The 24,317-nt window shown below is 67.2% G+C and carries 26 protein-coding genes and 3 tRNA genes; 18 read left to right on the top strand and 11 right to left on the bottom strand.

Annotated features, from left to right (window positions below):
- Positions 1-12: 12 nt before the first annotated feature.
- The gene (gcl, locus tag AC07YS_RS06910; RefSeq protein ID WP_495269822.1) at positions 13-1,806 is read right to left on the bottom strand and encodes a glyoxylate carboligase; all 1,794 of its coding nucleotides are present in this window, start codon (positions 1,804-1,806) and stop codon (positions 13-15) included.
- Between the two features lie 111 nt (positions 1,807-1,917).
- Between gcl and AC07YS_RS06905 the strand changes: the two genes are divergently transcribed.
- Positions 1,918-2,820, top strand: a complete 903-nt coding sequence (locus AC07YS_RS06905; RefSeq protein WP_062473378.1) for a LysR family transcriptional regulator — start codon at positions 1,918-1,920, stop codon at positions 2,818-2,820.
- 154 nt (positions 2,821-2,974) lie between these two features.
- On the opposite strand, the gene AC07YS_RS06900 is transcribed toward AC07YS_RS06905, so the two are convergent.
- Both AC07YS_RS06900 and AC07YS_RS06895 read right to left on the bottom strand, forming a co-directional pair.
- Positions 2,975-4,330: an LLM class flavin-dependent oxidoreductase gene (locus AC07YS_RS06900; RefSeq protein ID WP_139702037.1), complete on the bottom strand. Its 1,356-nt coding sequence runs from the start codon at positions 4,328-4,330 to the stop codon at positions 2,975-2,977.
- The gene (locus tag AC07YS_RS06895) at positions 4,327-5,160 is read right to left on the bottom strand and encodes a MetQ/NlpA family ABC transporter substrate-binding protein (protein WP_495269823.1); all 834 of its coding nucleotides are present in this window, start codon (positions 5,158-5,160) and stop codon (positions 4,327-4,329) included. The genes AC07YS_RS06900 and AC07YS_RS06895 overlap by 4 nt, the downstream gene beginning before the upstream one ends.
- Positions 5,161-5,292: 132 nt before the next feature.
- Here AC07YS_RS06895 and AC07YS_RS06890 point away from each other — a divergent pair, with 132 nt between their 5' ends.
- Complete coding sequence (locus AC07YS_RS06890) at positions 5,293-5,988, top strand: aspartate/glutamate racemase family protein (RefSeq protein ID WP_495269824.1); 696 nt, start codon at positions 5,293-5,295, stop codon at positions 5,986-5,988.
- A 2-nt stretch (positions 5,989-5,990) separates the two neighbouring features.
- Here AC07YS_RS06890 and AC07YS_RS06885 read toward each other — a convergent pair whose 3' ends face one another.
- Positions 5,991-6,917: an alpha/beta fold hydrolase gene (locus AC07YS_RS06885; RefSeq protein ID WP_495269825.1), complete on the bottom strand. Its 927-nt coding sequence runs from the start codon at positions 6,915-6,917 to the stop codon at positions 5,991-5,993.
- 118 nt (positions 6,918-7,035) lie between these two features.
- Between AC07YS_RS06885 and AC07YS_RS06880 the strand changes: the two genes are divergently transcribed.
- The 4 genes from AC07YS_RS06880 to AC07YS_RS06865 all read left to right on the top strand — a co-directional run bounded on the left by AC07YS_RS06880 (position 7,036) and on the right by AC07YS_RS06865 (position 9,677).
- Entirely contained in the window at positions 7,036-8,097 is a 1,062-nt protein-coding gene (locus AC07YS_RS06880) for an aldo/keto reductase (RefSeq protein WP_062469984.1), read from the top strand.
- A gap of 17 nt (positions 8,098-8,114) precedes the next feature.
- Positions 8,115-8,606 carry an aminoacyl-tRNA deacylase gene (locus AC07YS_RS06875; RefSeq protein ID WP_495269826.1) on the top strand — a complete coding sequence of 164 codons (492 nt, stop codon included), beginning with the start codon at positions 8,115-8,117 and terminating at the stop codon, positions 8,604-8,606.
- Between the two features lie 74 nt (positions 8,607-8,680).
- Positions 8,681-9,316, top strand: a complete 636-nt coding sequence (gene plsY / locus AC07YS_RS06870) for a glycerol-3-phosphate 1-O-acyltransferase PlsY (protein WP_062469978.1) — start codon at positions 8,681-8,683, stop codon at positions 9,314-9,316.
- Positions 9,317-9,323: 7 nt separating this feature from the next.
- Entirely contained in the window at positions 9,324-9,677 is a 354-nt protein-coding gene (locus AC07YS_RS06865) for a RidA family protein (RefSeq protein ID WP_070062404.1), read from the top strand.
- 19 nt (positions 9,678-9,696) lie between these two features.
- Here the strand turns inward: AC07YS_RS06865 and AC07YS_RS06860 are convergent, their stop codons facing one another.
- Together AC07YS_RS06860 and AC07YS_RS06855 are read right to left on the bottom strand one after the other, a co-directional pair.
- On the bottom strand, positions 9,697-10,341 hold the full coding sequence (locus AC07YS_RS06860) for a retropepsin-like aspartic protease family protein (RefSeq protein WP_062469972.1): 645 nt from the start codon (positions 10,339-10,341) through the stop codon (positions 9,697-9,699).
- 7 nt (positions 10,342-10,348) lie between these two features.
- On the bottom strand, positions 10,349-10,834 hold the full coding sequence (locus AC07YS_RS06855; protein WP_493193539.1) for a YajQ family cyclic di-GMP-binding protein: 486 nt from the start codon (positions 10,832-10,834) through the stop codon (positions 10,349-10,351).
- 43 nt (positions 10,835-10,877) lie between these two features.
- Between AC07YS_RS06855 and murB the strand changes: the two genes are divergently transcribed.
- Positions 10,878-11,930 (top strand): UDP-N-acetylmuramate dehydrogenase, encoded by a 1,053-nt coding sequence (gene murB, locus AC07YS_RS06850; RefSeq protein WP_307588747.1) that lies wholly within the window; start codon positions 10,878-10,880, stop codon positions 11,928-11,930.
- Between the two features lie 20 nt (positions 11,931-11,950).
- Entirely contained in the window at positions 11,951-12,784 is an 834-nt protein-coding gene (locus AC07YS_RS06845) for a glycine-rich domain-containing protein (protein ID WP_495273668.1), read from the top strand.
- A gap of 90 nt (positions 12,785-12,874) precedes the next feature.
- On the opposite strand, the gene argG is transcribed toward AC07YS_RS06845, so the two are convergent.
- The 4 genes from argG to AC07YS_RS06825 form a co-directional block, all read right to left on the bottom strand.
- Entirely contained in the window at positions 12,875-14,215 is a 1,341-nt protein-coding gene (argG, locus tag AC07YS_RS06840; protein ID WP_159273312.1) for an argininosuccinate synthase, read from the bottom strand.
- A 15-nt stretch (positions 14,216-14,230) separates the two neighbouring features.
- Positions 14,231-14,557, bottom strand: a complete 327-nt coding sequence (gene ppnP, locus AC07YS_RS06835; protein WP_062469962.1) for a pyrimidine/purine nucleoside phosphorylase — start codon at positions 14,555-14,557, stop codon at positions 14,231-14,233.
- Between the two features lie 126 nt (positions 14,558-14,683).
- Positions 14,684-15,331 carry a hypothetical protein gene (locus tag AC07YS_RS06830; RefSeq protein ID WP_159275757.1) on the bottom strand — a complete coding sequence of 216 codons (648 nt, stop codon included), beginning with the start codon at positions 15,329-15,331 and terminating at the stop codon, positions 14,684-14,686.
- Positions 15,332-15,389: 58 nt separating this feature from the next.
- Positions 15,390-15,743 carry an ArsC family reductase gene (locus AC07YS_RS06825; RefSeq protein ID WP_495267532.1) on the bottom strand — a complete coding sequence of 118 codons (354 nt, stop codon included), beginning with the start codon at positions 15,741-15,743 and terminating at the stop codon, positions 15,390-15,392.
- 36 nt (positions 15,744-15,779) lie between these two features.
- On the opposite strand from AC07YS_RS06825, the gene folC reads away from it, so the two are divergent.
- The 10 genes from folC to AC07YS_RS06775 all read left to right on the top strand — a co-directional run bounded on the left by folC (position 15,780) and on the right by AC07YS_RS06775 (position 24,009).
- Complete coding sequence (gene folC, locus AC07YS_RS06820) at positions 15,780-17,087, top strand: bifunctional tetrahydrofolate synthase/dihydrofolate synthase (RefSeq protein WP_095950847.1); 1,308 nt, start codon at positions 15,780-15,782, stop codon at positions 17,085-17,087.
- 72 nt (positions 17,088-17,159) lie between these two features.
- Positions 17,160-18,023, top strand: a complete 864-nt coding sequence (locus AC07YS_RS06815) for an SPOR domain-containing protein (protein ID WP_495267533.1) — start codon at positions 17,160-17,162, stop codon at positions 18,021-18,023.
- 35 nt (positions 18,024-18,058) lie between these two features.
- Entirely contained in the window at positions 18,059-18,544 is a 486-nt protein-coding gene (locus tag AC07YS_RS06810) for a CvpA family protein (protein ID WP_070062414.1), read from the top strand.
- A 12-nt stretch (positions 18,545-18,556) separates the two neighbouring features.
- Positions 18,557-20,059, top strand: a complete 1,503-nt coding sequence (gene purF, locus AC07YS_RS06805) for an amidophosphoribosyltransferase (RefSeq protein ID WP_070062415.1) — start codon at positions 18,557-18,559, stop codon at positions 20,057-20,059.
- Between the two features lie 21 nt (positions 20,060-20,080).
- Positions 20,081-21,304 (top strand): O-succinylhomoserine sulfhydrylase, encoded by a 1,224-nt coding sequence (locus tag AC07YS_RS06800; RefSeq protein ID WP_070062416.1) that lies wholly within the window; start codon positions 20,081-20,083, stop codon positions 21,302-21,304.
- Between the two features lie 11 nt (positions 21,305-21,315).
- The gene (gene gltX, locus AC07YS_RS06795) at positions 21,316-22,704 is read left to right on the top strand and encodes a glutamate--tRNA ligase (protein WP_495267534.1); all 1,389 of its coding nucleotides are present in this window, start codon (positions 21,316-21,318) and stop codon (positions 22,702-22,704) included.
- A 36-nt stretch (positions 22,705-22,740) separates the two neighbouring features.
- Positions 22,741-22,816, top strand: a tRNA-Ala gene (locus AC07YS_RS06790).
- Positions 22,817-22,867: 51 nt separating this feature from the next.
- Positions 22,868-22,943, top strand: a tRNA-Glu gene (locus AC07YS_RS06785).
- A 69-nt stretch (positions 22,944-23,012) separates the two neighbouring features.
- A tRNA-Asp gene (locus AC07YS_RS06780) sits at positions 23,013-23,089 on the top strand.
- A gap of 554 nt (positions 23,090-23,643) precedes the next feature.
- Positions 23,644-24,009: a type I restriction endonuclease subunit M gene (locus AC07YS_RS06775; RefSeq protein ID WP_235944339.1), complete on the top strand. Its 366-nt coding sequence runs from the start codon at positions 23,644-23,646 to the stop codon at positions 24,007-24,009.
- 19 nt (positions 24,010-24,028) lie between these two features.
- Here the strand turns inward: AC07YS_RS06775 and AC07YS_RS06770 are convergent, their stop codons facing one another.
- Positions 24,029-24,274, bottom strand: a complete 246-nt coding sequence (locus tag AC07YS_RS06770) for a helix-turn-helix domain-containing protein (protein WP_235944340.1) — start codon at positions 24,272-24,274, stop codon at positions 24,029-24,031.
- Positions 24,275-24,317 lie beyond the last annotated feature (43 nt).

The raw sequence follows: 24,317 nt of genomic DNA, 5'->3' as shown, positions 1-24,317 counted from the left end.
TTGTCTCCTCGATCAGTCCAGCATCGCCACCGCGAGGGCGGTCGGTGCGTCGGCCGTGCTTTCGGCCAGCGGTTCGAATTCGTTGATGGCGTCGATCTCGGTGCCCATCGCGATGTTGGTCACGCGCTCGAGCATCACCTCGATGACGACCGGCACCTGGAACTCGGCCATGAGCGCCTCGGCGCGGGCGATGGCGGGCGCCATCTCTTCCTGCTTGTGCACGCGGATCGCCTTGCAGCCCAGGCCCTCGACCACCTTGAGGTGATCGACGCCGTAGCTGCCTTCGATGCCGGCGTCGGCCGGTGCGTTGATGTTGTCGAAGGCCAGCTGCACGCAGTAGTCCATCTCGAAGCCGCGCTGCGACTGGCGGATCAGGCCGAGGTAGGAGTTGTTGACGACGATGTGCAGGTAGGGCAGCTTGAACTGCGCGCCCACGGCCAGCTCTTCGATCATGAACTGGAAGTCGTAGTCGCCCGAGAGCGCGACGATCTTGCGCGTCGGGTCGGCGGCGCGCACGCCCAGCGCGGCGGGAATGGTCCAGCCCAGCGGGCCGGCCTGACCGCAGTTGATCCAGTGGCGCGGGTTGTACACGTGCAGGAACTGCGCGGCCGCGATCTGCGACAGGCCGATGGTGCTCACGTAGCAGGTGTCGCGTTCCAGGTGGTTGTTCATGCACTGGTACACGCGCTGCGGCTTCATCGGCACGGTGTCGAAGTTGGTCTTGCGCAGCAAGGTCTTCTTGCGCTCGCGGCATTCGCCGGCCCAGGCGCCACGGTCGGTGAGCTTGCCGGCGGCCTTCATTTCCTCGGCCACTTCGACGAAGAGCTCGAGCGCAGCCTTGGCGTCGGAGACGATGCCGAAGTCGGGCGTGAACACGCGGCCGATCTGCGTGGGCTCGATGTCCACGTGCACGAAGGTGCGGCCCTTGGTGTAGACGTCGACCGAGCCGGTGTGACGGTTGGCCCAGCGGTTGCCGATGCCCAGCACGAAGTCCGACGCGAGCACGGTGGCGTTGCCGTAGCGGTGGCTGGTCTGCAGGCCGCACATGCCGGCCATGAGTGGGTGGTCGTCGGGAATGGCGCCCCAGCCCATGAGCGTGGGGATCACCGGCACGCCGGTGGCTTCGGCAAAGCGCACGAGCAGGTCGGAAGCGTCGGCGTTGATGATGCCGCCGCCGGCCACGATCAGCGGGCGCTCGGCCGCCTGCATCATGCCGATGGCCTTCTCGATCTGGGCGCGCGTGGCGGCCGGCTTGTAGGGCTTGAGCGCCTCGTAGGCGTCGATGTCGAATTCGATCTGCGCCATCTGCACGTCGAAGGGCAGGTCGATGAGCACGGGGCCCGGGCGGCCCGAGCGCATGAGGTGGAAGGCCTGCTGGAACACCTGCGGCACCTGGCCGGGTTCGCGCACGGTGACCGACCACTTGGTGACGGGCTTGGAGATCGACTCGATGTCGACCGCCTGGAAGTCTTCCTTGTACAGGCGTGCGCGCGGTGCCTGGCCGGTGATGCACAGGATGGGAATGGAGTCGGCCCAGGCCGAGTACAGGCCCGTGATCATGTCGGTGCCCGCGGGGCCCGAGGTGCCGATGCACACGCCGATGTTGCCGGCCACGGCGCGGGTGTAGCCCTCGGCCATGTGCGAGGCGCCCTCGACGTGGCGCGCGAGAATGTGCGAGATGCTGCCGCGCTGGCGCAGGGCCGAGTACAGCGGGTTGATCGCCGCGCCCGGCACGCCGAAGGCCTGCGTGACGCCTTCTTTTTCCATCACCAGAACTGCGGCCTGGACCGCTGTCATCTTTGCCATTTGAAAGTCTCCTTGAGGTGGCCTCACTGTAGGAAGCGGGGCGCATTCCAAGAAGACGGCTGGGGGCCATAAAACCTATTCCGTGGTGGAATAACTGGCTACCATGCGGCCATGGACCGTCTATTGGCAATGGAAATGTTCGTGCGCGTGGTCGAGACGGGGAGCTTCTCGAAGGCGGCGCGCGAGTTCAACACCACGCAACCCACCGTGACCAAGCAGGTCGCGGCCACGGAGGCGCGGCTGAAGGTGCGGCTGCTCAACCGCAACACACGCGGCGTGAGCCTCACGGAGCCGGGCGCGCTGTACTACGAGAAGTGCAAGACCATCGTGCGCGACGCGGAGGAGGCCGACAGCATCGTGCAGTTGCGCCAGAACCAGGCGCAGGGGCTGTTGCGCGTGGGCACGTCGGTGGCCTTCGGGCGGCGCGTGGTGGTGCCGCTGGCGCTGGAGTACATGCGCCGGCATCCGCAGGTGCAGCTCGACCTGAGCTTCGAGGACCGCTATGTCGACCTCATTGCGCAGGGCATCGACGTGGCGATCCGCATGGGCAAGCTGGCCGATTCGTCACTGGGGGCGCGCTACCTCGGCGCGAATCCGTGGGTCATGGTGGCGTCACCGGCCTACCTGAAGAAGCACGGCACGCCCAAGCGCGCGCAGGACCTGAGCGCGCACGTGGCGCTGATCTACAGCAGCGTGGTGGGCGACGAGTTCTGGCGCATGCACACGCCCAAGGGCGATCCGGTGACGGTGCCGGTCTCGGGGCGCTTCCGGTCGAACAACCTGTCGGCGGTGTTGGCTGCGGCGCGTGATGGGCTGGGCATTGCGTTGATGCCGCGCTATGTGGCGAGCGAGTCGCTGGCGGCGGGGAAGGTGAACGCCGTCCTTGGGGACCATGCGCTGCCTGAGCAGGAGATTCACGCTGTGTTTCCTTCGCCCAAGCTGGTGCCTGGGAAGGTGTCGGGGTTTGTGGCGTTCTTGCAGGGGCGATTTGACGAGGGGTGGTGGGAGGCCTGAGCCGACTGTTCGGGGCGCGTGCCCAGGCCACCGGGTACTTCCCTCCGCGAATGTCCCCCGGCCTGCGGCCTCCTCCTTGATTTCGCTGCGGGAAGCACCCAGTGTCCTGGGCACAGGGCACGCTGTGGGTGTTCGCTTTGCGTGAACGCCGCCCTCAGGCTGCAAGCCGCTGTGCCGCCCGCCCAGCAGGCCGCGCAAGCCCCAGGTGGTCGCGCAACGTGCGCCCCTCGTATTCCGTGCGAAAGATGCCTCGCTTCTGCAGGATCGGGACCACGCCTTCCACGAAGTCCTGCAGCCCGTGCGGCAGTGCGTCGGGCATCAGGTTGAAACCGTCGGCCGCGCCGCCCTTGAACCAGCGTTCGATGTCGTCGGCGATCTGCTCGGGCGTGCCGACGATCACGCGGTGCCCGCCGCCGCCTGCGAGTTCGCGGATCAGCTGGCGCACCGTGTAGCCGTGCGTGCGCCCGGCCGCGACCACGGCGTTGAAAAAAGTGTGGTTGCCGTTGCCATTGCCGGGCAGCGGCAGGTCGTCGGGCAGGCGCTCGTCGAGCTTCAGGCGGTCGGGCGTGATGCCCAGCGTGCCGGCCAGGCGCGTGAGGCTGTAGTCCCACGGGATCAGGTCGACCAGCGCGTCGCGGCGGCGAAGCGCCTGCGCTTCGGTGGCGCCGACGATGGTGGTGAGGCCGGCCAGCACCTTCACCGCGTCGGGGCCGCGGCCCAGCTCGGCGGCGCGGGTCTTGAGGGCGCGTGCGTAGGCCTGCGATTCTTCGAAGGATTGCGAGGCGGAGAACACGGCTTCGGCATGGCGCGAGGCGAGCTCGCGCCCGTCGGCCGAGGCGCCGGCCTGCACCAGCACGGGGTGGCCTTGCGGCGGGCGCGGCAGGTTGAGCGGGCCCTGCACCGCGAAGTGCTCGCCGCGGTGCGCGAGGGCGTGCACCTTGGCGGGGTCGATGAAGCGGCCGGCGGCCTTGTCGCCGACGAAGGCGTCGTCTTCCCAGCTGTCCCACAGCGCCTTGACGATGTCGGCGAACTCCGAGGCGCGGGCGTAGCGCTTGGCATGGTCGGGCGTGGTGTCCAGGCCGAAGTTGCGCGCCGAGGGCAGGTCGGCCGTGGTCACCATGTTCCAGCCGGCACGGCCGGCGCTCACGTGGTCGAGCGTGGCGAAGCGGCGCGCGAGGTTGTAGGGCTCGTTGTAGCTGGTGGAAGCGGTGGCGATGAGGCCGATGTGCGTGGTCGCGGCGGCCACGCAGGCCAGCAGGATGGTGGGCTCCAGCGCGGTGATCGGGCGGAAATGGATCTGGTCGACGATGGCGGCGTTGTCGGCCAGGAACACCGCGTCGAGCTTGGCGGCCTCGGCGATCTGCGCGGTGCGGATGTAGTGCTGGATGTCGGCGAAGGCCCACGGGTCGCTCTCCGGCAGGCGCCATGCCGAGGGCACGAAGCCGGAATGCAGGATGTTGACGTTGAGGTGCAGCTGCCGGCGCGGCGCGGTGGTGTTGTGGTTGCTCATTGGCTGAAATAGTCCGGCAGCCGGTAGCCCGCCCACACGGGGTTGGCCTTGAAGAACGTCTGGAACGCGGGCGACTGGTAGGCCGCTGCGATGTCCTTCGCGAACTTCGCGTGCTCGTTGCTGCGCTTCACCGCCACGACGTTGACGTAGGGCAGCGTCATGTCTTCGAGCTTCAGTGCCTCGGTGAGCTTCAGGCCCGAGGCCACGGCGAAGTTGCCTTGCACGGCCGCGAGGTCGGCGTCGGCCAGCGAGCGCGGCGCCTGCGCGGCGTCCAGCGGCACGATCTTCAGGCGCTTGGGGTTGCTCGCGATGTCGCGCTCCGACACGCTCAGCGGACTCACGCCCGGCTTGAGCGTCACCCAGCCGATCGCCGCGAGGATGTTGAGCGCGCGCGCCGCATTCACCGGGTCGGCCGGCAGCGTGACGGTGGCGCCGTCGGGCACGGCGTCGAGCGTCTTGTGGCGCCGCGAATACAGGCCCATGGGCGGCGTCGGCACGTGCACCACGGGCACGAGGTCGAAGCCCTGCTGCTTGTTGGTGGCGTTCAGGTACAGCGAGTGCTGGAAGATGTTGGCGTCGATCTGCCCGCGCTCCACCGCGTCGTTGGGCTGCACGCCCTGGCTGAATTCGACGTACTTGATGCTGTAGCCCAGCTTCTTCAACTGGGGCTCGATGCCGTGGGTGAAGGCGTCGCGGTAGGGGCCCGGCATGAAGCCGACGCGCAGGTCGTCCGCGTGGGCGGGGGCCAGCAGCAGCAGGCTCAGTGCGAGCCCGCCGGACAGCGGGGCAAGGCGGCGCAGCCACGAGGGCGCGCGCGAAAGGGAAGGCATGGCGACAACTCCGGGAGACGGCAAGGGGAGTCGGGCACTCTAGGACGCAGGCCGCGCGCCGCGAACGAAGATTTGCGCGCTTGCATATCCGCAGGCCGGATAAACCGCGCCGGCTTTTGTAGGATGCGCCCCATGACCCTGCACATCGGAATCGTCGGCTGCTCCGCCGAAGGCGCGGCCCTTTGCTACAAGACCATCTGCATCGAGGGCGCGGCGCTGCTCGGCCCGCATGCGCACCCCGAGGTGTCGATGCACACGCCCTCGCTCGCGGAGTACACGCGCTGCCTGGACGCGGGCGACCTGGCGGGCGTGGGCGCGCTGATGCTCGGCTCCGCGCACAAGCTCGCCGCGGCGGGCGCGGACTTCCTGATCTGCCCCGACAACACCATCCACCAGGCCTTCGACCACGTCGCGCCGCGTTCGCCGCGGCCCTGGCTGCACATCGCCGAGGTGGTGGCCGACGAGGCCGTGCGCCGGGGCTTTCGCCGGATCGGCATCACGGGCACGCGCTGGCTGACCGACAGTGAGGTGTATCCCGAGAAGCTCTCGGCGCGCGGCCTTGAATACGTGCGCCCCACCGTCGAAGAGCGCGCCGAGATCGGCCGGATCATCATGGACGAGCTGGTCTGCGGCATCTTCAAGCCCGAGGCCGTGGCCACCTTCCAGCGCGTGATGCAGCGCTTGAAGGACGAGGAGGGCTGCGATGCGGTCGTGCTCGGCTGCACCGAGATCCCGCTGATCATGAACGACGCGAATTCGCCGTTGCCGACGCTGGATTCGACGCGGCTGCTGGCGCGTGCGGCCTTGCGCCGCGCCACGCAGAAGTAAAACTAGGCCAGGAAGTCTTCGATCAGCTGCGCCACGCGCTGCGGCTGGTCGTGGTGCAGCATGTGGCCCGCGTCGTCGAGCTGCGCGATGCGCACCGAAGGCACGGACTTCAGCCGCTCATGGAACTCGGCGAGCGTGTAGCGGGCCTTCCACCAGCCGTGCAGGCTGTCGTCCGAGGCTTCGACCATCAATGTCGGTGCGGTGATGCGCGCATAGAGCGCCAGTGTTTCGTCGACGCGGAAGATGTTGGCGTTGACGATCTTGTGCGCGGCCTCGCCGAGGATCTGCCAGCGCGCGCTGCCGTCGGGCTGGGCCTGCGGCGCCGACCAGTGGCCGGCCAGCCAGTCGGCCTTGTCCTGCGTGAGGCGCGGGTTGGTCTTCATGAGGCGGCGCGCCACGCCGTCCACCGCCGAATAGCCCGCGAGCGCCTTCTCGCCGCGGTGCAGGCCCTTGAGCTCGTCGATCCACTGGCCGTAGCGCGCGGGCGCCTCGGCGGGCTGGCGCGCGGGCATGCCGAAGCCTTCGAGGTTGACGAGGCGGCGGATGCGCGCCGGGCGCACGCCCGCGTAGTGCATGGCGACATTGCCGCCCATGCTGTGGCCCACGAGGTCGACCGGGCGGGCATCGTCACCTTCGCCGGCGTAGTGGTCGAGCAGCCATTCGAGGTCGGCCAGGTAGTCGGGCAGCCAGTAGTTGTCGACGCCGCCGCCGTCGGTGAGACCGAAGCCGCGCCAGTCGGGGGCGATGATGAAACGGTCGTCCTTCAGGGCATCGACCACGAACTGCCAGGAGGCCGCCACGTCCATCCAGCCATGCACCAGCACCAGCGGCGGGCGCTCGCTCGACGGTTGCCCCCAGAGGCGGACGTGGTAGTTCAGGTTGCGCACGGGCACGAATTCGCTGCGCGAGGGGCGGAGGGCTTGGTACATATGGCGCTCGATGATACGGAGAGGCCGCGCCGCGCGCAGTCCGCCACAGGACAGGGCGGCGCTCGGTTTCTCGGGGCCGGGGCAGCGCCTGCCGCGCGGGCGCGCTAGCATTCCGCGCATGAAAAAGATTCCACTCGGTCAGAGCGACCTCCACGTCACCCCGATCTGCCTCGGCACCATGACTTTCGGCGAGCAGGTCGATGAGCCCACGGCTCATGCTGTATTGAACCGTTCGCTCGAGCGCGGCGTCGACTTCATCGACACGGCCGAGATGTACGCGGTGCCGGCAAGCAAGGAAACCTGCGGCGCGACCGAAACCATCATCGGCAACTGGTTTGCGGCCAACCCCGGCACGCGCCAGAAGATCACGCTGGCGACCAAGGTGGCCGGCCCCTCGCGCGGCATGCCCTGGGTGCGCGAAGGCACGGGCATGACGGCGGCCGACATCGAGGCCTCGTGCCACGGCAGCTTGCGCCGCCTGCAGACCGACGTGATCGACCTGTACCAGATCCACTGGCCCGAGCGCCACGTGCCGGTGTTCGGCAACATCCACTACAACCCCGAGAAGGAAACCTCGCAGACGCCGATCCACGACCAGCTCGAAGCGCTGGGCAAGCTGGTGAAGGCGGGCAAGGTGCGCACCATCGGCCTGTCGAACGAGACGCCCTACGGCGTGCACGAGTTCGTGCGGCTGGCCGAGCAGCACGGGCTGCCGCGCGTGGTGTCGGTGCAGAACGTCTACAACCTGGTGAGCCGCGCGCACGAGAACGCGCTCGACGAGACCATGCACCGGCTGGGCGTGTCGCTGCTGGCGTACTCGCCGCTGGCCTTCGGCCTGCTGACGGGCAAGTACGACCAGAGTGGCATCGAAGGCCCCGACGCGCCCAAGGGCGCGCGCATCTCGAGCTACGAATCGGTGCGCAAGCAGCGCTGGGGCAAGCCCGACGCGCTGCGCGCGGCGCGGCGCTACAACCAGCTCGCACGCGACCACGGCCTGAGCCCCACGCAGCTCGCGCTGGCCTTCTGCTACACCAAGTGGCAGGTGGCGAGCACGATCATCGGCGTGACCTCGGTGGCGCAGCTCGACGAAGACCTGGACGCCTACGGCACGACGCTGTCGGCCGAGGTGCTGGCCGAGATCGACAAGATCCGCCTGGACATCCGCGACCCCGCCGCCTGACCCGAACAAGTGAGCAAGTGAGCAAGAAAGCCCACGTTTCCGAGACGCCCGCCACCCAGCTGCTGCGGGCGAACAAGGTCGCCTTCACCGAGCACCCCTACGAGTACCTGGAGCACGGCGGCGCCCAGCACAGCGCGCAGGTGTTGGGCTTCGACCCATTCACCGTGGTCAAGACGCTGGTGATGCAGGACCAGGACGCCAGGCCGCTGATCGTGCTGATGCACGGCAACCGCACGGTGTCGACCAAGAACCTCGCGCGGCAGATCGGCGCCAAGTCGATCGAGCCCTGCAAGCCTGAGGTGGCGCAGCGCCACAGCGGCTACATGGTGGGCGGCACCTCGCCCTTCGGCACGCGGCGCGAGATGCCGGTCTACATCGAGTCGAGCGTGCTCGAACTGCCGAAGATCGCGATCAACGGCGGGCGGCGCGGCTACCTCGTGGGCATCGATCCGCAGGTGTGCGTGACGCTCCTGGGCGCCAAGCCCGTGCAGTGCGCGCTGGCAGAATAGCCGGCGTTTGTCTTTTTCCCGCCGGGCATGCAGGCCGGCGGCGCACAACAACAATCCGTTCCCCGGAGACCGCCTTGAGTTTCGATCTGCCTTCCCTCCTTGCCATCGTGGCGTCGTACCTGATCGGTTCGCTGTCGTTTGCGGTCATCGTGAGCAAGTCGCTCGGCATGGCCGACCCGCGCAGCTACGGCAGCGGCAACCCCGGCGCCACCAACGTGCTGCGCTCGGGCAACAAGGGCGCCGCGCTGGCCACCTTGCTGCTCGACGCGGCGAAGGGCTGGCTGCCGGTGTTCCTGATCCGCCAGTTCGGCGCGCAGTGGGGGCTGGGCGAGGGCGTGGCGGCGCTGGCGGGCCTGGCGGCCTTCCTGGGCCACCTGTACCCGGTGTTCTTCGGCTTCCAGGGCGGCAAGGGCGTGGCCACGGCCGCCGGCGTGCTGGTGGGCATCGCACCCTGGCTGGGGCTGGCCACGGGCGCGACCTGGCTGATCATCGCGATCTTCTTTCGCTATTCGTCGCTGTCGTCGCTGGTGGCGGCGTTCTTCGCACCGGCCTACTACCTGCTGGGTGGAAACATTGCGTGGCCACTCGACCGCACGGTGCTGATTGCGATCATCATCATGAGTCTGCTGCTGATCTGGCGGCACCGCGAAAACATCCGCCGGCTCGCGGCCGGCACGGAGTCGAAACTCGGCTCGAAGAAAAAGGCTTGAACTCACCATGGCATCCATCACCCGCTTCCACGTCGGCCCGCGTCTGTCCGAGACCGCGGTGCACAACGGCACCATCTACCTCGCGGGCCAGGTGCCCGACGACACCACGCAGGACATCCGCGGCCAGACCGCGCAGGTGCTCGGCATGGTCGACCGCCTGCTGGCCGAGGCCGGCAGCGACAAGTCGCGCATCCTCATGACGCAGATCTTCCTGGCCGACATCGGCGACATCGGCGCCATGAACGAGGTGTGGGACGCGTGGATTCCGGCCGGCAACACGCCGCCGCGCGCGACCGTGGAGGCCAAGATGGCCAACGCGGCCTACAAGATCGAGATCGTCGTCACGGCCGCGCAGGCCTGAGGCCGGATCGGGAGCGGTCTCAGTACCGCTTCTCGAGAATCATCTCGTCGGCATCGCGCCGCATCGAGAAGCGGTTGAGAAAGCTGTTGCCCAGCAGCACGAAGGGCATGGGCTGCTGCGAGACGATGGCGTCGATGTCGTAGACCTCGACGTCGCCCACGCGCACGCTCTGCAGCCGCAGCCTGTAGCCCGCAGCGTTGCCGTTGGCCGTGCGCATCTGCACCAGCTGCCCCTTGCTGTAGTCGAGCCCGATGCGCTGGGCATCGACCGCCGACAGCGCGATGGTGGTTGCGCCGGTATCGAGCATGAAGGTGACGGCGCGGCCGTTGATCTGGCCCTGCGTCATGTAGTGGCCCCGGCTGTCGGCCTGCAGCACGATGCGGTTGCCGCCGCTGCCGGCAATACCGCCCCGGCCGATGCTCACGGGCGAATCCATGCGCAGCGAGAAGCGCTTGCCCGCCGATTCGACGACCGCCTGGTCGGCCTGCAGCGACACCAGCTTGACGCCCTGGAAGGTCTCCCCGACCGCCACCGTCTTGGGCGGCGCGCCGTTCACGATGAGGATGGCGCGGCTGCCGATGGAGCCGGTCAGCGTGACCGAGTCGGCGGCGTGCGCCGCCATGGCCGCGGCCGCCCACAGCGCCGCGACGAGGAGCGCCTTCATGCGCGGGTCAGTCGCGGAAGTTGTTGAAGGACAGCGGCATGTCGGGCACGTCCTTCTTGATGAGGGCCATGGCGGCCTGCAGGTCGTCGCGCTTGGCGCCGGTGATGCGCACGGCGTCGCCCTGGATCGCGGCCTGCACCTTGAGCTTGCTGTCCTTGACGATGCGGGTGATCTTCTTGGCCTGCTCGCTCTCGATGCCGTTCTTGATCTTGATGACCTGCTTGACCTTGTCGCCGCCCATCTTCTGGACGTCGCCCTTGTCGAGAAAGCGCACGTCGACGTTGCGCTTGGTGAGCTTGTTGCGAAGGATGTCTTCGACCTGCACGAGCTGGAACTCGGCGTCGCCGATCATGGTGATCTCCTTGTCCTTGAGCTCGACGGCGGCAGCGGTGCCCTTGAAATCGAAGCGCGTGGCGATTTCCTTGGCGGTGTTTTCGACCGCATTCTTCACTTCGGGCAGATTGGGCTCGCAGACGGTATCGAAAGACGGCATAGGCTCTCCTGGACGCACGGGGACTGAATGCGACAATTCTCCCATGATCGTGGAGTCCAATGTCCCGCTGCAGCCCTACAACAGCTTCGGCATCGTCGCGCGCGCGCAGCACCTGGCGCGCATCACCAGCGAGGCCGACCTGGCCGCGCTGCACGCCGATCCGGCCTGGCGCGACGAACCCCGTTTCGTGCTCGGCGGCGGCAGCAACATCGTGCTCACGGGCGACGTCAAGCCGCTGGTGCTGAAGGTCGAGATCAAGGGCCGGCGGCTGGTCGAAGAGACGCCGCGCGCCTGGATCGTCGAGGCCGGCGCCGGCGAAACCTGGCACGACACCGTCGAATGGATGGTGCGCAGCGGCTACCCGGGGCTCGAAAACCTGGCGCTCATTCCCGGCACCGTGGGCGGCGCGCCGGTGCAGAACATCGGCGCCTACGGCGTCGAGTTGCAGGACCGCTTCGATTCGCTGGACGCCTTCGACCTCGAAACCGGCCGCGCCTTCACGCTCGATGCGGCGCAATGCGCCTTCGGTTACCGCGATTCGGTCTTCAAGCACGTGCGCAGCGGCCCGAACGATTTCGGCCTGGCGGGCCGCGCGGTCATCACGCGGGTGCGCTTCCGGCTGCCCAAGCCCTGGAAGCCGGTGGTCGGCTACCTCGACCTCGAGCGCAAGATGGAAGAAACCGGCAATTTCACGCCCAGCGCGGTCGACATCTTCGAGTGGATCTGCGCCATCCGCCGCGCCAAGCTGCCCGACTGGCGCGTGCTGGGCAACGCCGGCAGCTTCTTCAAGAACCCCACCGTCACGCCCGAGCAGTGCGCCGACATCATCGCGCGCGACCCCAAGATCGTGCACTACCCGATGGACGACGGCAGCATCAAGCTCGCGGCCGGCTGGCTCATCGACGCCTGCGGCTGGAAGGGCAAATCGGTGGGCAACGCCGGCGTGTACGAAAAGCAGGCGCTGGTGCTGGTCAACCGCGGCGGCTCGGCCAACCCGGTGACCGGCGGCGAGGTGATGACGCTGGCCAAGGCGATCCAGACCAGCGTGTACGAGCGCTTCGGCATCCGGCTGGAGCCGGAGCCGGTAGTGGTCTGAGGCGGTGATGGCCTGACGCGGTGGATCTCGACTTCCTGCACCTGAACTACCGCCGGCGCATCGACGCGCTGGTCTGGGCGCGTCGCGCGGTGATCGCCGGCGCGGCGGTGGGTGTGTTCCTGGCCTCGCACTACTGGGGCCGGGTGGTGGCGCTGATCCTGGCGGCGGCGCTGATCGCGGCGCTGCTGAAGTTCCTCGAAACCAGCCTGCGCCGCCAGTTCATCCGCGAGGCCCGGCTGCCGCCGTTCCTGATCGGCAAGCTGCAGGCGGCGCATCCGCAACTGAGCCGGCGCGACGCCGAGCTGGTGCTGCGCGGCCTGCGGCAGTTCTTCATGGCGCACCTGCGCAGCGACCGCAAGTTCGTGGCCATGCCCTCGCGGGTGGTCGACACGGCGTGGCACGAGTTCATCCTGCACACGCAGGGCTACCAGAACTGGTGCAAGGCGGCCTTCGGCGGCATGTTGCACCACAGCCCGGCCGAGGTGCTGGGCAGGGACGCCCGGCGCAACGACGGCCTGCGCCGCACCTGGTACTGGGCCTGCAAGGAAGAAAGCATCGACCCGCGCAATCCGGCGCGGCTGCCGCTGCTGTTCGCGCTGGACATCAAGTTCGCGATTGCGGGCGGCTTCCACTACATCCCCGATTGCCGGGCGGTCGAACGCGAAATCGGCTCCGACGCGCACTGCGGCACGAGCTTCGGCGATTCGTCGTCCGACGGCGGCAGCTCGGGCGATGCCGGAGGCTTCGGCGGCAGCGAGTCGAGCGGGAGCGGCGATGGCGGCTCCAGCGACGGCGGTGGTGCGTCCGATGGGGGCGGTGGATGCGGTGGCGGGTGCGGAGGGGGCGGCGACTGACGCCGGGTGCACTTTCCAAAGAAAAACGGGCCCCGAGGGGCCCGTTGTCATTGCTGCCCTCGCGGTTGGCAAGGGCAGCGAAGGGATCGATCAGCTCGCGTCGCCGTCGTTCGCCAGCTTCGGCAGCGAGGCACCTTCGCCCGACGACAGCAGGCCCACACGCGTGTAGATCGCGAGCTTTTCGCGCGTGTCGACGATGTCCAGGTTGCGCATCGTGAGCTGGCCGATGCGGTCCAGCGGCGTGAACGCGCCTTCGACCTTTTCCATGCTCAGGCGCTCGGGCTTGTACGTGAGGTTGGCCGATTCGGTGTTCAGGATCGAGTAGTCGTTGCCGCGGCGCAGCTCGACCGTCACTTCGCCGGTGATGGCGCGTGCTACCCAGCGCTGAGCCGTTTCGCGCAGCATGATGGCCTGCGGGTCGAACCAGCGGCCCTGGTACAGCAGGCGGCCCAGGCGGCGGCCGTTGTCGCGGTACTGCTCGATCGTGTCTTCGTTGTGGATACCGGTGACCAGGCGCTCGTAGGCGATGAACAGCAGTGCCAGGCCGGGGGCTTCGTAGATGCCGCGGCTCTTGGCCTCGATGATGCGGTTCTCGATCTGGTCGCTCATGCCCAGGCCGTGGCGCCCGCCGATGCGGTTGGCTTCGAGGATCAGCTCGACCAGGTTCGTGTAGCGCACGCCGTTCAGCGCGACGGGCACGCCTTCTTCGAAGCGCACCGACACGGTTTCGCGCTTGACTTCGACTTCGTCCTTCCAGAAGGCCACGCCCATGATGGGCTGCACGATCTGCATGCCGCTGTTCAGGTGCTCGAGGTCTTTCGCCTCGTGCGTGGCGCCCAGCATGTTCGAGTCGGTCGAGTAGGCCTTCTCGGACGACATCTTGTAGGCGAAGCCGGCCTTTTGCATGAACGCCGACATTTCGGCGCGGCCGCCCAGCTCGTCGATGAAGACCTGGTCGAGCCAGGGCTTGTAGATCTTCAGCGCGGGGTTGGTGAGCAGGCCGTAGCGGTAGAAGCGCTCGATGTCGTTGCCCTTGTAGGTGCTGCCGTCGCCCCAGATGTGGACGTCGTCTTCCTTCATGGCCGACACCAGCATGGTGCCCGTCACCGCGCGGCCCAGCGGCGTGGTGTTGAAGTAGGTCACGCCGGCGGTGGTCACGTGGAAGGCGCCGGCCTGCAGGGCGGCGATGCCTTCGTTGGCCAGCTGCGCGCGGCAGTCGATCAGGCGGGCGTTCTCGGCGCCGTAGAGCATCGCCTTGCGCGGGATCTCGTCGTAGTCGGGCTCGTCGGGCTGGCCGAGGTTGGCGGTGTAGGCGTAGGGGACCGCGCCCTTGAGCTTCATCCAGTGCAGCGCCGCACTGGTGTCCAGGCCGCCCGAGAAGGCGATGCCGACCTTCTGGCCGGCGGGAACGTTTTGGAGAATGGTCGACATGTCAGGGGTTCCGTTTCAACCGAAGTGGCAGATGTAGCTGTAGGGCTCGCCGCTCACGCGGATCTGGAAGCTCGAATTGCCGGGAATGCTGAACTTCTGGCCGGGGCCCGAGGCGATCCATTCGCTGGTGCCCGCGAGCTGGTATTCGCAGCTGCCGCCGGTGCCTTCCATGATTTCAGGCGCGCCGGTGTTGAAGGTGAGGGTGGAGGGCAGGACCACGCCGACCGATTTCTTGGTGCCGTCCGCCAGGGTGAGGTTGTGGCTCACGCACTTGCCGTCGAAATACACATTGGCCTTGGTGGCCACTGCGGCGCTGTTGATGGTGTCGGTAGTCGTCGTCATTGGATGGATGGCGCCGGCGCCTGCGCGTTCGGCGGATCGAGGGACGCGCCGCGGCAGCAGCACCCCCGGGGTTGGAGAAGCCCTCGATTTTAGGGGCTCGGGCGAGCCGGCCCGCCGTGGGGGAACTCAGTAGCGCCAGCCGTGGCGATGGCCGCCCCATCCGCGATAGCCACGGTAGTAGCCGCCACCGCCCCAGCCGCGCGAATAGCCCAGGTTCAGCGAGATGCCGACCGGCGGGTAGACGTAGGGCTGCGCATACGGGTAGGTGTAGGCGGGCTGCACGTAGACGGGCGGGGCATACACCGGGGCCGGCTGCACGTAGACCGGCGCGGGCGCGTTGGACACCACCACGCCGGGTTCGGGCACGACGCTGTCCCAGGGGGAGTTGGCACCTTGTTGGTACTGCCCCTGTTGCGGGTACGGCTGGTACTGTTCCTGGTACTGCGGGCCGTTGTTGGCCTCGACCGGGTAGGGCTGCAATTGCGACTGGGGCTGGACCGGCGCGGTGGTCACGCCCGACGTGGTCACCCCGTAGCCGCTGGCCTGGATCGGGATGGTGGCGCCCGGCCGGCTGGTGGTGCGGGTCGTGTACTGGCGGCCCTGGTATTCGTAGGTGACGTTGTAGCTGACGTCGCTGCCGGTCGTTTCGCGGATCGGCGTGGCGGAAATCACGCGGGCCTGGACCACTTGCTGGGCCTGCACGACGCTGGCGCCCGTGGCCAGCAGGCCGGCCGCCGACAGCCCCGTGAGGATGCGAAAAACGTGTCTGTTCATGGTGTTCTCTCCTGCAGATCCCGGTTGGAGGCCCGCCGGCGGGACGGGGTTCCGGGGTTTACACGGCGTTCACAGCCCAGCTTGACGCGTCGAAACCGGTCGTTACGCCGGCTTTCGGGCCCCAGTCGACCACCGGTCGCTTGATCAGGCTGGGGTTGGCCAGCAGCACGGGGCGGGCCGAGGCGGCGTCGACCACCGCGTCGCGCATGGCCTCGTCCAGCTTGCGCCAGGTGGTGCCCTTGCGGTTGACCAGCGCCTCCCAGCCGGGGGCCTGGAGCCAGCGGTCGAGCTCGGCCTCGGGCACGCCCTGTTTCTTGAAATCGTGGAAGGCGTAGGCCACGCCATGGTCGTCGAGCCAGGCGCGGGCGCGCTTGACGGTGTCGCAGTTCGGAATGCCGTATAGGGTTGTCATGGCCGCCATGATGCCGCGAGCGGCGGGTCGGCGACAATGCCGGCCTCCATGGAAACCCTGAACGACTGGCTCGCGCGCGCCGAGCACCTTCATCCCGACAAGATCGAACTCGGGCTCGATCGCGCCAAAGAAATGGCGCAGCGTCTGGGTCTGCGTTTCGACTGCCCCGTCATCACGGTGGCGGGCACCAATGGCAAGGGCTCGACCTGCGCCATGCTCGAATCGATCCTGACGCACGCGGGCTACCGCACGGCCGTGTTCACCTCGCCGCACCTGGTGCGCTTCGAGGAGCGGCTGCGGCTCAAGGGCGAAGCGGTCGATGCTTCCAAACTGATAGCAAGCTTCGAGGTGGTGGAAAAGGCCCGTGGCGACATGGCCCTGACCTACTTCGAGTTCACCACGCTCGGCATCCTGCATTGCATGATCCAGGAGAAGCCCGACGTGGCGATCCTCGAGGTCGGCCTGGGCGGCCGGCTCGACGCGGTGAACATCATCGACGCCGACTGCGCGGTCATCACCAGCATCGACCTGGACCACATGGAGTACCTCGGCCCCGACCGCGAAAGCATCGGCTTCGAGAAGGCCGGCATCCTGCGCGCCGGCAAGCCCGCCATCGTGAGCGATCCGGTGCCGCCGCAAAGCGTCATCGACCACGCCAACGCCATCGGCGCCGACCTGTGGCGCTTCGGGCACGACTTCAACGTCTCGGGCGACAAGCAGCAGTGGGGCTGGTCGGGCCGCGGCCGGCGCTACAGCGGGCTGGCCTACCCGGCGCTGCGCGGCGCCAACCAGTTGCTCAATGCGGCGGGCGTGCTCGCGGCGCTCGAGGCACTGCGCCCGCAGCTGCCGATCACGGCGCAGGCGGTGCGCAACGGGCTCGCGATGGTCGAGCTGCCGGGCCGCTTTCAGATCGTGCCGGGCGAGCCCACGCTAGTGCTCGACGTGGCGCACAACGCGCACGCCGTCGCGGCGCTGGCCGAGAACCTCGACGCGATGGGTTTTTCGCCCACCACGCACGGCGTGTTCGGCGTCATGGCCGACAAGGACCTCGCCCCCATCCTGGCGCGCATCGGGCCGCTGATCGACCGCTGGTACTTCACCGACCTGCCTACGCCGCGCGCCGCCAAGGCCGCCGATCTGCTGGCCGCGTGGCAGGCCCAGAACACGCGCAAAGACGCCTCGGGCAGCGTGCACGCGAGCCCGATGGACGCCCTGCGCGCGGCCATCGAGCAGGCAGGTGCCACTGATAGAATCGTGGTCTTCGGATCGTTCTTCACCGTGGGTGGCGTCCTCGAAAACGGCACCCCCCGGCTGCAAGCCAAACACCTGCTGCCAGGCGGCTGATCGTCGGGCTGTCCACACCCATCCGGCACCATCGGGCACCACCTCGCTGCACTCCTCCAGGGATCGAACTTCATGGCGTTTTTCAAGTTCCGCGCGCGCGGCCCACAAGGCAACGAAGGACGCAGCGCCCCCGCGGCGGTGCCGGCGGAAAGTGTCGAATCCATGCGCCGGCGTGCGCGCCATCGGCTGCTCGGCGCAGCGGTGCTGGTGCTGGTCGGCGTGATCGGCTTTCCGCTGCTGTTCGACACCCAGCCGCGCCCCGTGCCGGTCGACATCCCGATCGAGATTCCTGATCGCAACAAGGCCAAGCCGTTGCCCGTGCCCGCCACGCCGGCGCCCGCGACGAGCAGCGCGCCTTCGTCGTCGTCCGACGGCAGCTCCCGCGTGGCGGCAGCCTCGTCGGCCGGCGGCATGATCACCGAGACCGCCGACGGCACCGTGATCGAGCCCGGCACGACCGTGCCCGCCACCCCGGCGGCGCCCAAGCCCGCCGTGGAGCCGAAGAAGCCCGAACCCAAGCCGGAACCCAAACCCGAGCCGAAGCCCGAACCCAAGCCGGAGCCGAAAAAGCCTGAACCGAAGCCCGAGCCCAAGCCGAAGCCGGAACCCGCCAAGCCCGCCGCGAACGCCGACGACGGCGCCCGCGCCCGCGCGCTGCTCGAAGGCAAGCCGCCCGCCGCCGCGCCCAAGCCGGCCGCCGACGACAACGGCCGCTTCGTCGTGCAGGTCGGCGCTTTCGCCGATGCCGACAAGGCGCGCGAAGTGCGCCAGAAGCTCGAGCGCGCCGGCCTCAAGACCTACGTACACGTCGCCAAGACGACCGACGGCGAGCGCACGCGTGTGCGTGTCGGGCCGTTCGCCTCGCGTGCCGAGGCCGAGAAGGCCGCGGACCGGGTCAAGGGCTTGTCTTTGGCCGCAGCCATCCTCACGTTGTAAGCACCGCCGTCGCCCGCTGCCTGTAGTTCATTGCCGTGGCCCTGCTCGACTGGATCGCCATCGCGCTCATCGTGCTGTCGATGCTGTTCGGGCTGGTGCGCGGCCTCGTGTTCGAAGTGATTTCGCTGATCGGCTGGGTGGCCGCCTTCATCGTGGCCCAGTGGGTGGCCTCCGACGTGGCGGCCTGGCTGCCGTTCGGCGACCCGCAGGCCACCTGGCGCTACCCGCTGGCCTTCGTGCTGGTGTTCGTGGCGGTGGCGTTCGGCGTGGGGCTGGCGGCAGCCCTCACGCGCAAGCTGATCGCCGCGGTCGGCCTGCGGCCGGTGGACCGGATTTTGGGAGCAGCGTTCGGCGCGGCACGGGGGGCGGTGGCCCTGCTCGTGCTGGCGGTCGTTGTTCATTTGCTGGCGTTGAGCGACAGTGCCTGGTGGCACGAATCGCGCAGCGCCATTGTTCTCGATGCGGCATTGCAGGGCCTCAAACCCTCGCTGCCTGAAAAGTTGGCAAGCTACCTGCCCTGAGAGGAATCGTTCATGTGTGGAATCGTCGGCGTTGTCAGCAACGCACCCGTCAACCAGCTGCTCTATGACGCGCTGCTGCTGCTGCAGCACCGTGGCCAGGACGCGGCCGGCATCGTGACCTTGCTGGAACGCAAGTTCTTCATGCACAAGGCCAAGGGCATGGTGCGCGACGTGTTCCGCACCCGCAACATGCGCGCGCTGCCGGGCAACGTGGGCCTGGGCCAGGTGCGCTACCCGACCGCGGGCAACGCCTACAGCGAAGAAGAGGCGCAGCCCTTCTACGTGAACGCGCCCTTCGGCATCGTGCTGGTGCACAACGGCAACCTGACCAATGCGCACGCCCTGCGTGCGGAGCTGTTCTCCACCGACCACCGTCATACCAACACCGAGAGCGACTCCGAAGTGCTGCTCAACGTGCTGGCCCACGAAGTCGAGCGTTCCTCGCGCGGCGTGCCGCTGCATCCGGCCGAGGTGTTCGCCGCCGTCAAGAACGTCTACAAGCGCCTGCGCGGCTCGTACGCCGTGGTCTCGCTGATCGCCGGCCACGGCCTGCTGGCCTTCCGCGACCCCTACGGCATCCGCCCGCTGTGCATGGGCCGCAGCGCCGACGGTACCGTCATGGTGGCCAGCGAATCGGTCGCGCTCGAAGGCTCGGGCCACGTGTTCGAACGCAACATCGAACCGGGCGAGGCCGTGTTCATCGACCTCGAAGGCAACGTGCACTCGATGCAGTGCGCCGAAGGTGCGTCGCTCAACCCGTGCATCTTCGAGTTCGTGTACCTCGCGCGTCCCGACTCGGTGCTCGACGGCATCTCGGTCTATCAGGCGCGCCTGAACCTGGGCGAGACGCTGGCCAAGCGCGTGGTCTCGACCGTGCCGCCGAACCAGATCGACGTGATCATCCCGATTCCCGAGTCGAGCCGCCCGAGCGCCACGCAGCTCGCGCACCTCCTGGGTATTCCGTACCGCGAAGGCTTCGTGAAGAACCGCTACGTGGGCCGCACCTTCATCATGCCGGGGCAGGGCGTTCGCAAGAAGTCGGTGCGCCAGAAGCTCAACGTGATCGGCAGCGAATTCAAGGGCCGCAACGTGCTGCTGGTCGACGACTCCATCGTGCGCGGCACCACCAGCCGCGAGATCGTGCAGATGGCGCGCGACGCCGGCGCGCGCAAGGTCTACCTGGCCAGCGCCGCGCCGCCGGTGCGCTACCCCAACGTCTACGGCATCGACATGCCGACCAAGGACGAACTCGTGGCGCACGACCGCACCGTCGAGGAAATCCGCGAGCTCATCGGCTGCGATGCGCTGATCTACCAGGATGTCGACGCCATGAAGCGCGCCATCGGCTCGCTCAATCCGAAGCTCGCCGGTTTCGACGCCTCGTGCTTCGACGGCGTGTACGTGACCGGCGACATCGACACCGCCGCCATCTCGCGCATGAACGGCAACCGTCCGCGCATCGAGGAAAACGAAGAAGACGCTTCGCGCCTCGCCCTGCCGAACCCCAGCGAGTAAGAGAAAGAAGAGAGGGCCGACGTGAGCCAAGACGAACGCACCTTGCCACCCGGCCTGCACCGCGACACCCTCGCGCTGCGCACCGGCCTGGCGCCTAGCCAGCACGGCGAGCACTCGGAGGCCCTGTTCCTCACGAGCGGCTTCGTGCAGCCCGACGCCGAAACCTCGGCCCGCCGCTTCGCCGGCACCGAGGCCGGCTTCACCTACTCGCGCACCTCGAACCCGACGGTCGCCAGCTTCGAGCAGCGCCTGGCCGCGCTCGAAGGCACCGAGGCCGCCATCGGCGCCTCGACCGGCATGGGCGCGATCCTCATGATGTGCATGGGCCTGCTCAAGGCCGGTGACCACGTGATCTGCTCGCGCTCGGTGTTCGGCTCCACGCTGAATCTGTTCGGCAAGGAGTTCGCCAAGTTCGGCGTCGAGACCACCTTCGTCTCGCAGACCGACGTGGCCGAATGGCGCGCGGCGCTCAAGCCCAACACCAAGCTGCTCTTCGCAGAAACGCCGACCAACCCGCTGACGGAAGTCTGCGACATCCAGGCATTGGCCGACCTGGCCCACGGCGTGGGCGCGCTGCTCGCGGTCGACAACTGCTTCTGCACGCCGATCCTGCAGCGGCCGGCTGAGCTGGGCGCTGACCTCATCATCCATTCGGGCACCAAGTACCTCGACGGTCAGGGCCGTGTGATGGCTGGCGCGATCTGTGGTCCGTCGAAGCTCATCGTCGATGTCTTCGGCCCCGTGGTGCGCACCGCCGGCATGGCGCTGTCGCCATTCAATGCGTGGGTCGTGCTCAAGGGCATGGAAACGCTCGGCATTCGCATGAAGGCGCAATGCGCGAATGCGCTGGCCGTGGCGCAGTGGCTCGAGCAGCAGCCCGGCATTGCGCGCGTGTACTACCCCGGTCTTGCCTCGCATGGACAGCACGAACTCGCGATGCGCCAGCAGTCGGGGCAGGGCGGGGCGGTGGTGTCGTTCGACGTGGTCGGCGACACGCCCGACGCCGCGCGCGCCAACGCCTTCCACGTGATCAACAGCACGCGCGTCGTGAGCATCGCCACCAACCTGGGCGACACCAAGACCATCATCACGCACCCCGGCACGACCTCGCACGGCCGCCTGACCGAAGTGCAGCGCCAGGCCGCCGGCATCAGCCAGGGGTTGATCCGCCTCGCGGTCGGCCTCGAATACATCGACGACATCACGGCCGACCTTTCGCGCGGCCTGAGCACCCTGACTTCCTGATTTTTCATTTCATGACCGGCAAAGTTCGCACCCGCATCGCACCGTCTCCCACCGGCTTTCTGCACCTGGGCACGGCGCGCACCGCACTCTATTCGTGGGCCTACGCGCGCCACCACGGCGGCGAGTTCGTGCTGCGCATCGAGGACACCGACGTGGCCCGTTCCACGCAGGACTCGACCGACCAGATCCTCGCGTCGATGCACTGGCTCGGCCTCGACTACGACGAAGGCCCGATCTACCAGATGCAGCGCCTCGAGCGCTACCGCGAAGTCATCGCGCAGATGCTCGCGGCCGGCACGGCCTACCACTGCTACTGCACGCCGGCCGAACTCGACGAGATGCGCGAAGCGCAGCGCGCGCGCGGCGAGAAGACGCTGTACGACCGCCGCTGGCGTCCGGCGCCGGGCAAGGTGCTCCCGCCCGTGCCCGAAGGTGTGCCGCCCGTGGTGCGCTTCTGCAATCCGCCCGAGGGCGACGTGACGTGGAACGACCTCGTCAAAGGCGAGATCACCATCAACAACCGCGAGATCGATGACCTGATCATCCTGCGGCCTGATGGTGTGCCCACCTACAACTTCGCGGTGGTGGTCGACGACTGGGACATGAACATCACGCACGTGTTCCGCGGCGATGAGCACATCAACAACACGCCGTGGCAGATCAACATCTTCCGCGCGCTCGGCGCACCGCTGCCGCAGTTCGGCCATGTGCCCGTGATTCTTGGCGACGACGGACAGAAGCTCTCGAAGCGCCGCGGTGCCGTGAGCGTCACCGCGTACGAGGACAACGGCTACCTGCCCGAAGCCATGCTCAACTACCTCGCGCGCCTGGGCTGGAGCCACGGCGACGACGAGCTCTTCACGCGCGAGCAGATGGTGAGCTGGTTCGACGGATCGCACCTGTCGAAGAGCCCCGCGCAGTGGGACGCGGCCAAGCTCGCATGGGTGAATGCGCAGTACATCAAGGCCAAGAGCGGCGAGGAGCTCGCGCCGCTTGTTGCAGCGCAGTTGCAAAAGCGCGGCATCGTCGCCGACGCACGTTTGCCTGCGATCTGCGCGCTCTTCAAGGACCGTTGCGATACGACTGTGGCGCTCGCAGGTTGGGCTGCGGCGTTCTATTCGGACATCGAAGTGAGCGATGCGGACCGCGCGCAGCACATCACCGATGCAGTGAAGCCCGCGATCGCAACACTCGTTGAAAAATTGATGACGGTCGCCTGGGAGAGGGCCGAAATCGCAGTTATGATCAAGGAAGTCCTCGCGACACACGCGCTGAAAATGCCCGTGTTAGCGATGCCAGTACGAGTGCTTGTGATGGGAACATCGCAGACACCGTCCCTCGATTCAGTGCTCGAAATTTTTTCCCGCGAAAAAGTTATCGAGCGATTGAAAAAGGCCTGAAAAATCGGGCTATAATTCGAGGCTCGACACCCACACGGGGGTATAGCTCAGCTGGGAGAGCGCTTGCATGGCATGCAAGAGGTCATCGGTTCGATCCCGTTTACCTCCACCATCAAAGTGTCGAGTAGGTTAGAGATGCTGATCGCAGCACGTCCAAGGTTTTGACCCTATCGTCTAGAGGCCTAGGACACCACCCTTTCACGGTGGCTACCGGGGTTCGAATCCCCGTAGGGTCGCCAGTTTCACTTCGGTGAAGTCGGCACGAGTCGTCAACACTCGGTTCCGCAAGGAACGAACGTTGTCTACCAGGAGTGGTAGTTCAGTTGGTTAGAATACCGGCCTGTCACGCCGGGGGTCGCGGGTTCGAGTCCCGTCCACTCCGCCAAACACAAGCCCCAGTAGCAGTTTTGCTACTGGGGCTTTTTGTTTTGCTCCGGGGCTTGGCGTGGGCTGTTGGGCCGCATGCCATGGTTTTGCCCATGTTTTGGTTTGCCCCCAAGCGCTGGGCGCTACTGGTCGGCAGTGGCCTTTGCTGGGCAAGCGGCTTGGTTGCCGCGCTGGCTAGCGGCCCGCCCGAGCCCGCTGAAGGCCGCGTAAGCTACCTTTGGCACCCCCTGCACGGCGTGCCAAAAAGCCTTCAAAACAGGGGCTTTTTCGACTCCCGAGAAAAGTCGAGAACTGAATACAAAAGTGTTGTTTTTGTGCTAAAATATACCCACGGGTAGAAAACCTGCCGGCGAAAGCTAGGCAAGACCTTGCCCGTATGCAGGCGCACCGCCGCCTGTAGCCCCTGATGGCCGCCGAGCCAGCGCTTTTTTGACGCTGGTTTTGGCGGCCGTTTTCGTTTCCATCCCCCGCGCCTTTTTCGACTGCTGCGCCTTGCCCCTTGGGGCTTGGTGCGGCTGCTGCATGGGCGTTTCTTTTCCATGGAGATTTCAAGTGAAAGACTTTCTAAGCGCCTTCCTCACACCAGATGCCTCACTGCGCTTCGCACTGGGCCGGGTTGTTGCGACTCCGGGCGCTTTGGCGCTCATACACGCCACCAACAGCAATCCCTTCGTGCTGCTCGCCAAGCATGTGACTGGTGACTGGGGAGAAATCGACCCAGGGGACGTGCAAACCAACGAGGACGCTGTCGAGCAGGGGTTGCGTGTGCTGTCGGTCTACCGATTGCCGCTTCAAACCGGTGCCTGCGCCGCGTCTGCTTCCGAGTCTGAGTCAATAGATGAGTTCGACAACCGCATCTGGCTCATCACCGAGGGCGACCGGAGCGTGACGACGCTGCTGCTGCCGGAGGAGTATTGACGACGTAGGGTGCGCCCAGCTAGCTCGACGTCTTTCGCTTCGCGAGCTTCAGCACTCGCTTCGGGAGGGGATCCGTCAACTGGCCCACCGTGACGTCGAGGCCGCCGGCGAGTCGCCAAATATTGAAAAGCGACAAATTGCGCTCGCCTCGCTCCACCGAGCCCACGTAGTTCGGGTGCAAGCCGGCTAGCTCGGCAAGTTGCTCGATCGTGATCAGACGTTCGTGACGCATAGAGCGCAAGTGCTCCCCGAAGGCTTGCTGCAAGCGCTCGAGCTCCTTGCTGGATACGGGGTCCAGCGGCTGAGGC

The organism is Variovorax sp. GW458-11-26-14-LB1 (genome assembly GCF_059423965.1).
The sequence above is the reverse complement of the archived record's forward strand: the minus strand, read 5'-3'. Positions and strand labels throughout refer to the sequence as shown.

Bases quoted from the DNA above. Each gene is read 5' to 3' on its own strand.
- gcl (WP_495269822.1), bottom strand. From the start codon at position 1,806: ATGGCAAAGATGACAGCGGTCCAGGCCGCAGTTCTGGTGATGGAAAAA.
- AC07YS_RS06905 (WP_062473378.1), top strand. From the start codon at position 1,918: ATGGACCGTCTATTGGCAATGGAAATGTTCGTGCGCGTGGTCGAGACG.
- AC07YS_RS06900 (WP_139702037.1), bottom strand. From the start codon at position 4,330: ATGAGCAACCACAACACCACCGCGCCGCGCCGGCAGCTGCACCTCAAC.
- AC07YS_RS06895 (WP_495269823.1), bottom strand. From the start codon at position 5,160: ATGCCTTCCCTTTCGCGCGCGCCCTCGTGGCTGCGCCGCCTTGCCCCG.
- AC07YS_RS06890 (WP_495269824.1), top strand. From the start codon at position 5,293: ATGACCCTGCACATCGGAATCGTCGGCTGCTCCGCCGAAGGCGCGGCC.
- AC07YS_RS06885 (WP_495269825.1), bottom strand. From the start codon at position 6,917: ATGTACCAAGCCCTCCGCCCCTCGCGCAGCGAATTCGTGCCCGTGCGC.
- AC07YS_RS06880 (WP_062469984.1), top strand. From the start codon at position 7,036: ATGAAAAAGATTCCACTCGGTCAGAGCGACCTCCACGTCACCCCGATC.
- AC07YS_RS06865 (WP_070062404.1), top strand. From the start codon at position 9,324: ATGGCATCCATCACCCGCTTCCACGTCGGCCCGCGTCTGTCCGAGACC.
- AC07YS_RS06860 (WP_062469972.1), bottom strand. From the start codon at position 10,341: ATGAAGGCGCTCCTCGTCGCGGCGCTGTGGGCGGCCGCGGCCATGGCG.
- AC07YS_RS06855 (WP_493193539.1), bottom strand. From the start codon at position 10,834: ATGCCGTCTTTCGATACCGTCTGCGAGCCCAATCTGCCCGAAGTGAAG.
- murB (WP_307588747.1), top strand. From the start codon at position 10,878: ATGATCGTGGAGTCCAATGTCCCGCTGCAGCCCTACAACAGCTTCGGC.
- argG (WP_159273312.1), bottom strand. From the start codon at position 14,215: ATGTCGACCATTCTCCAAAACGTTCCCGCCGGCCAGAAGGTCGGCATC.
- ppnP (WP_062469962.1), bottom strand. From the start codon at position 14,557: ATGACGACGACTACCGACACCATCAACAGCGCCGCAGTGGCCACCAAG.
- AC07YS_RS06830 (WP_159275757.1), bottom strand. From the start codon at position 15,331: ATGAACAGACACGTTTTTCGCATCCTCACGGGGCTGTCGGCGGCCGGC.
- AC07YS_RS06825 (WP_495267532.1), bottom strand. From the start codon at position 15,743: ATGACAACCCTATACGGCATTCCGAACTGCGACACCGTCAAGCGCGCC.
- folC (WP_095950847.1), top strand. From the start codon at position 15,780: ATGCCGGCCTCCATGGAAACCCTGAACGACTGGCTCGCGCGCGCCGAG.
- AC07YS_RS06815 (WP_495267533.1), top strand. From the start codon at position 17,160: ATGGCGTTTTTCAAGTTCCGCGCGCGCGGCCCACAAGGCAACGAAGGA.
- purF (WP_070062415.1), top strand. From the start codon at position 18,557: ATGTGTGGAATCGTCGGCGTTGTCAGCAACGCACCCGTCAACCAGCTG.
- gltX (WP_495267534.1), top strand. From the start codon at position 21,316: ATGACCGGCAAAGTTCGCACCCGCATCGCACCGTCTCCCACCGGCTTT.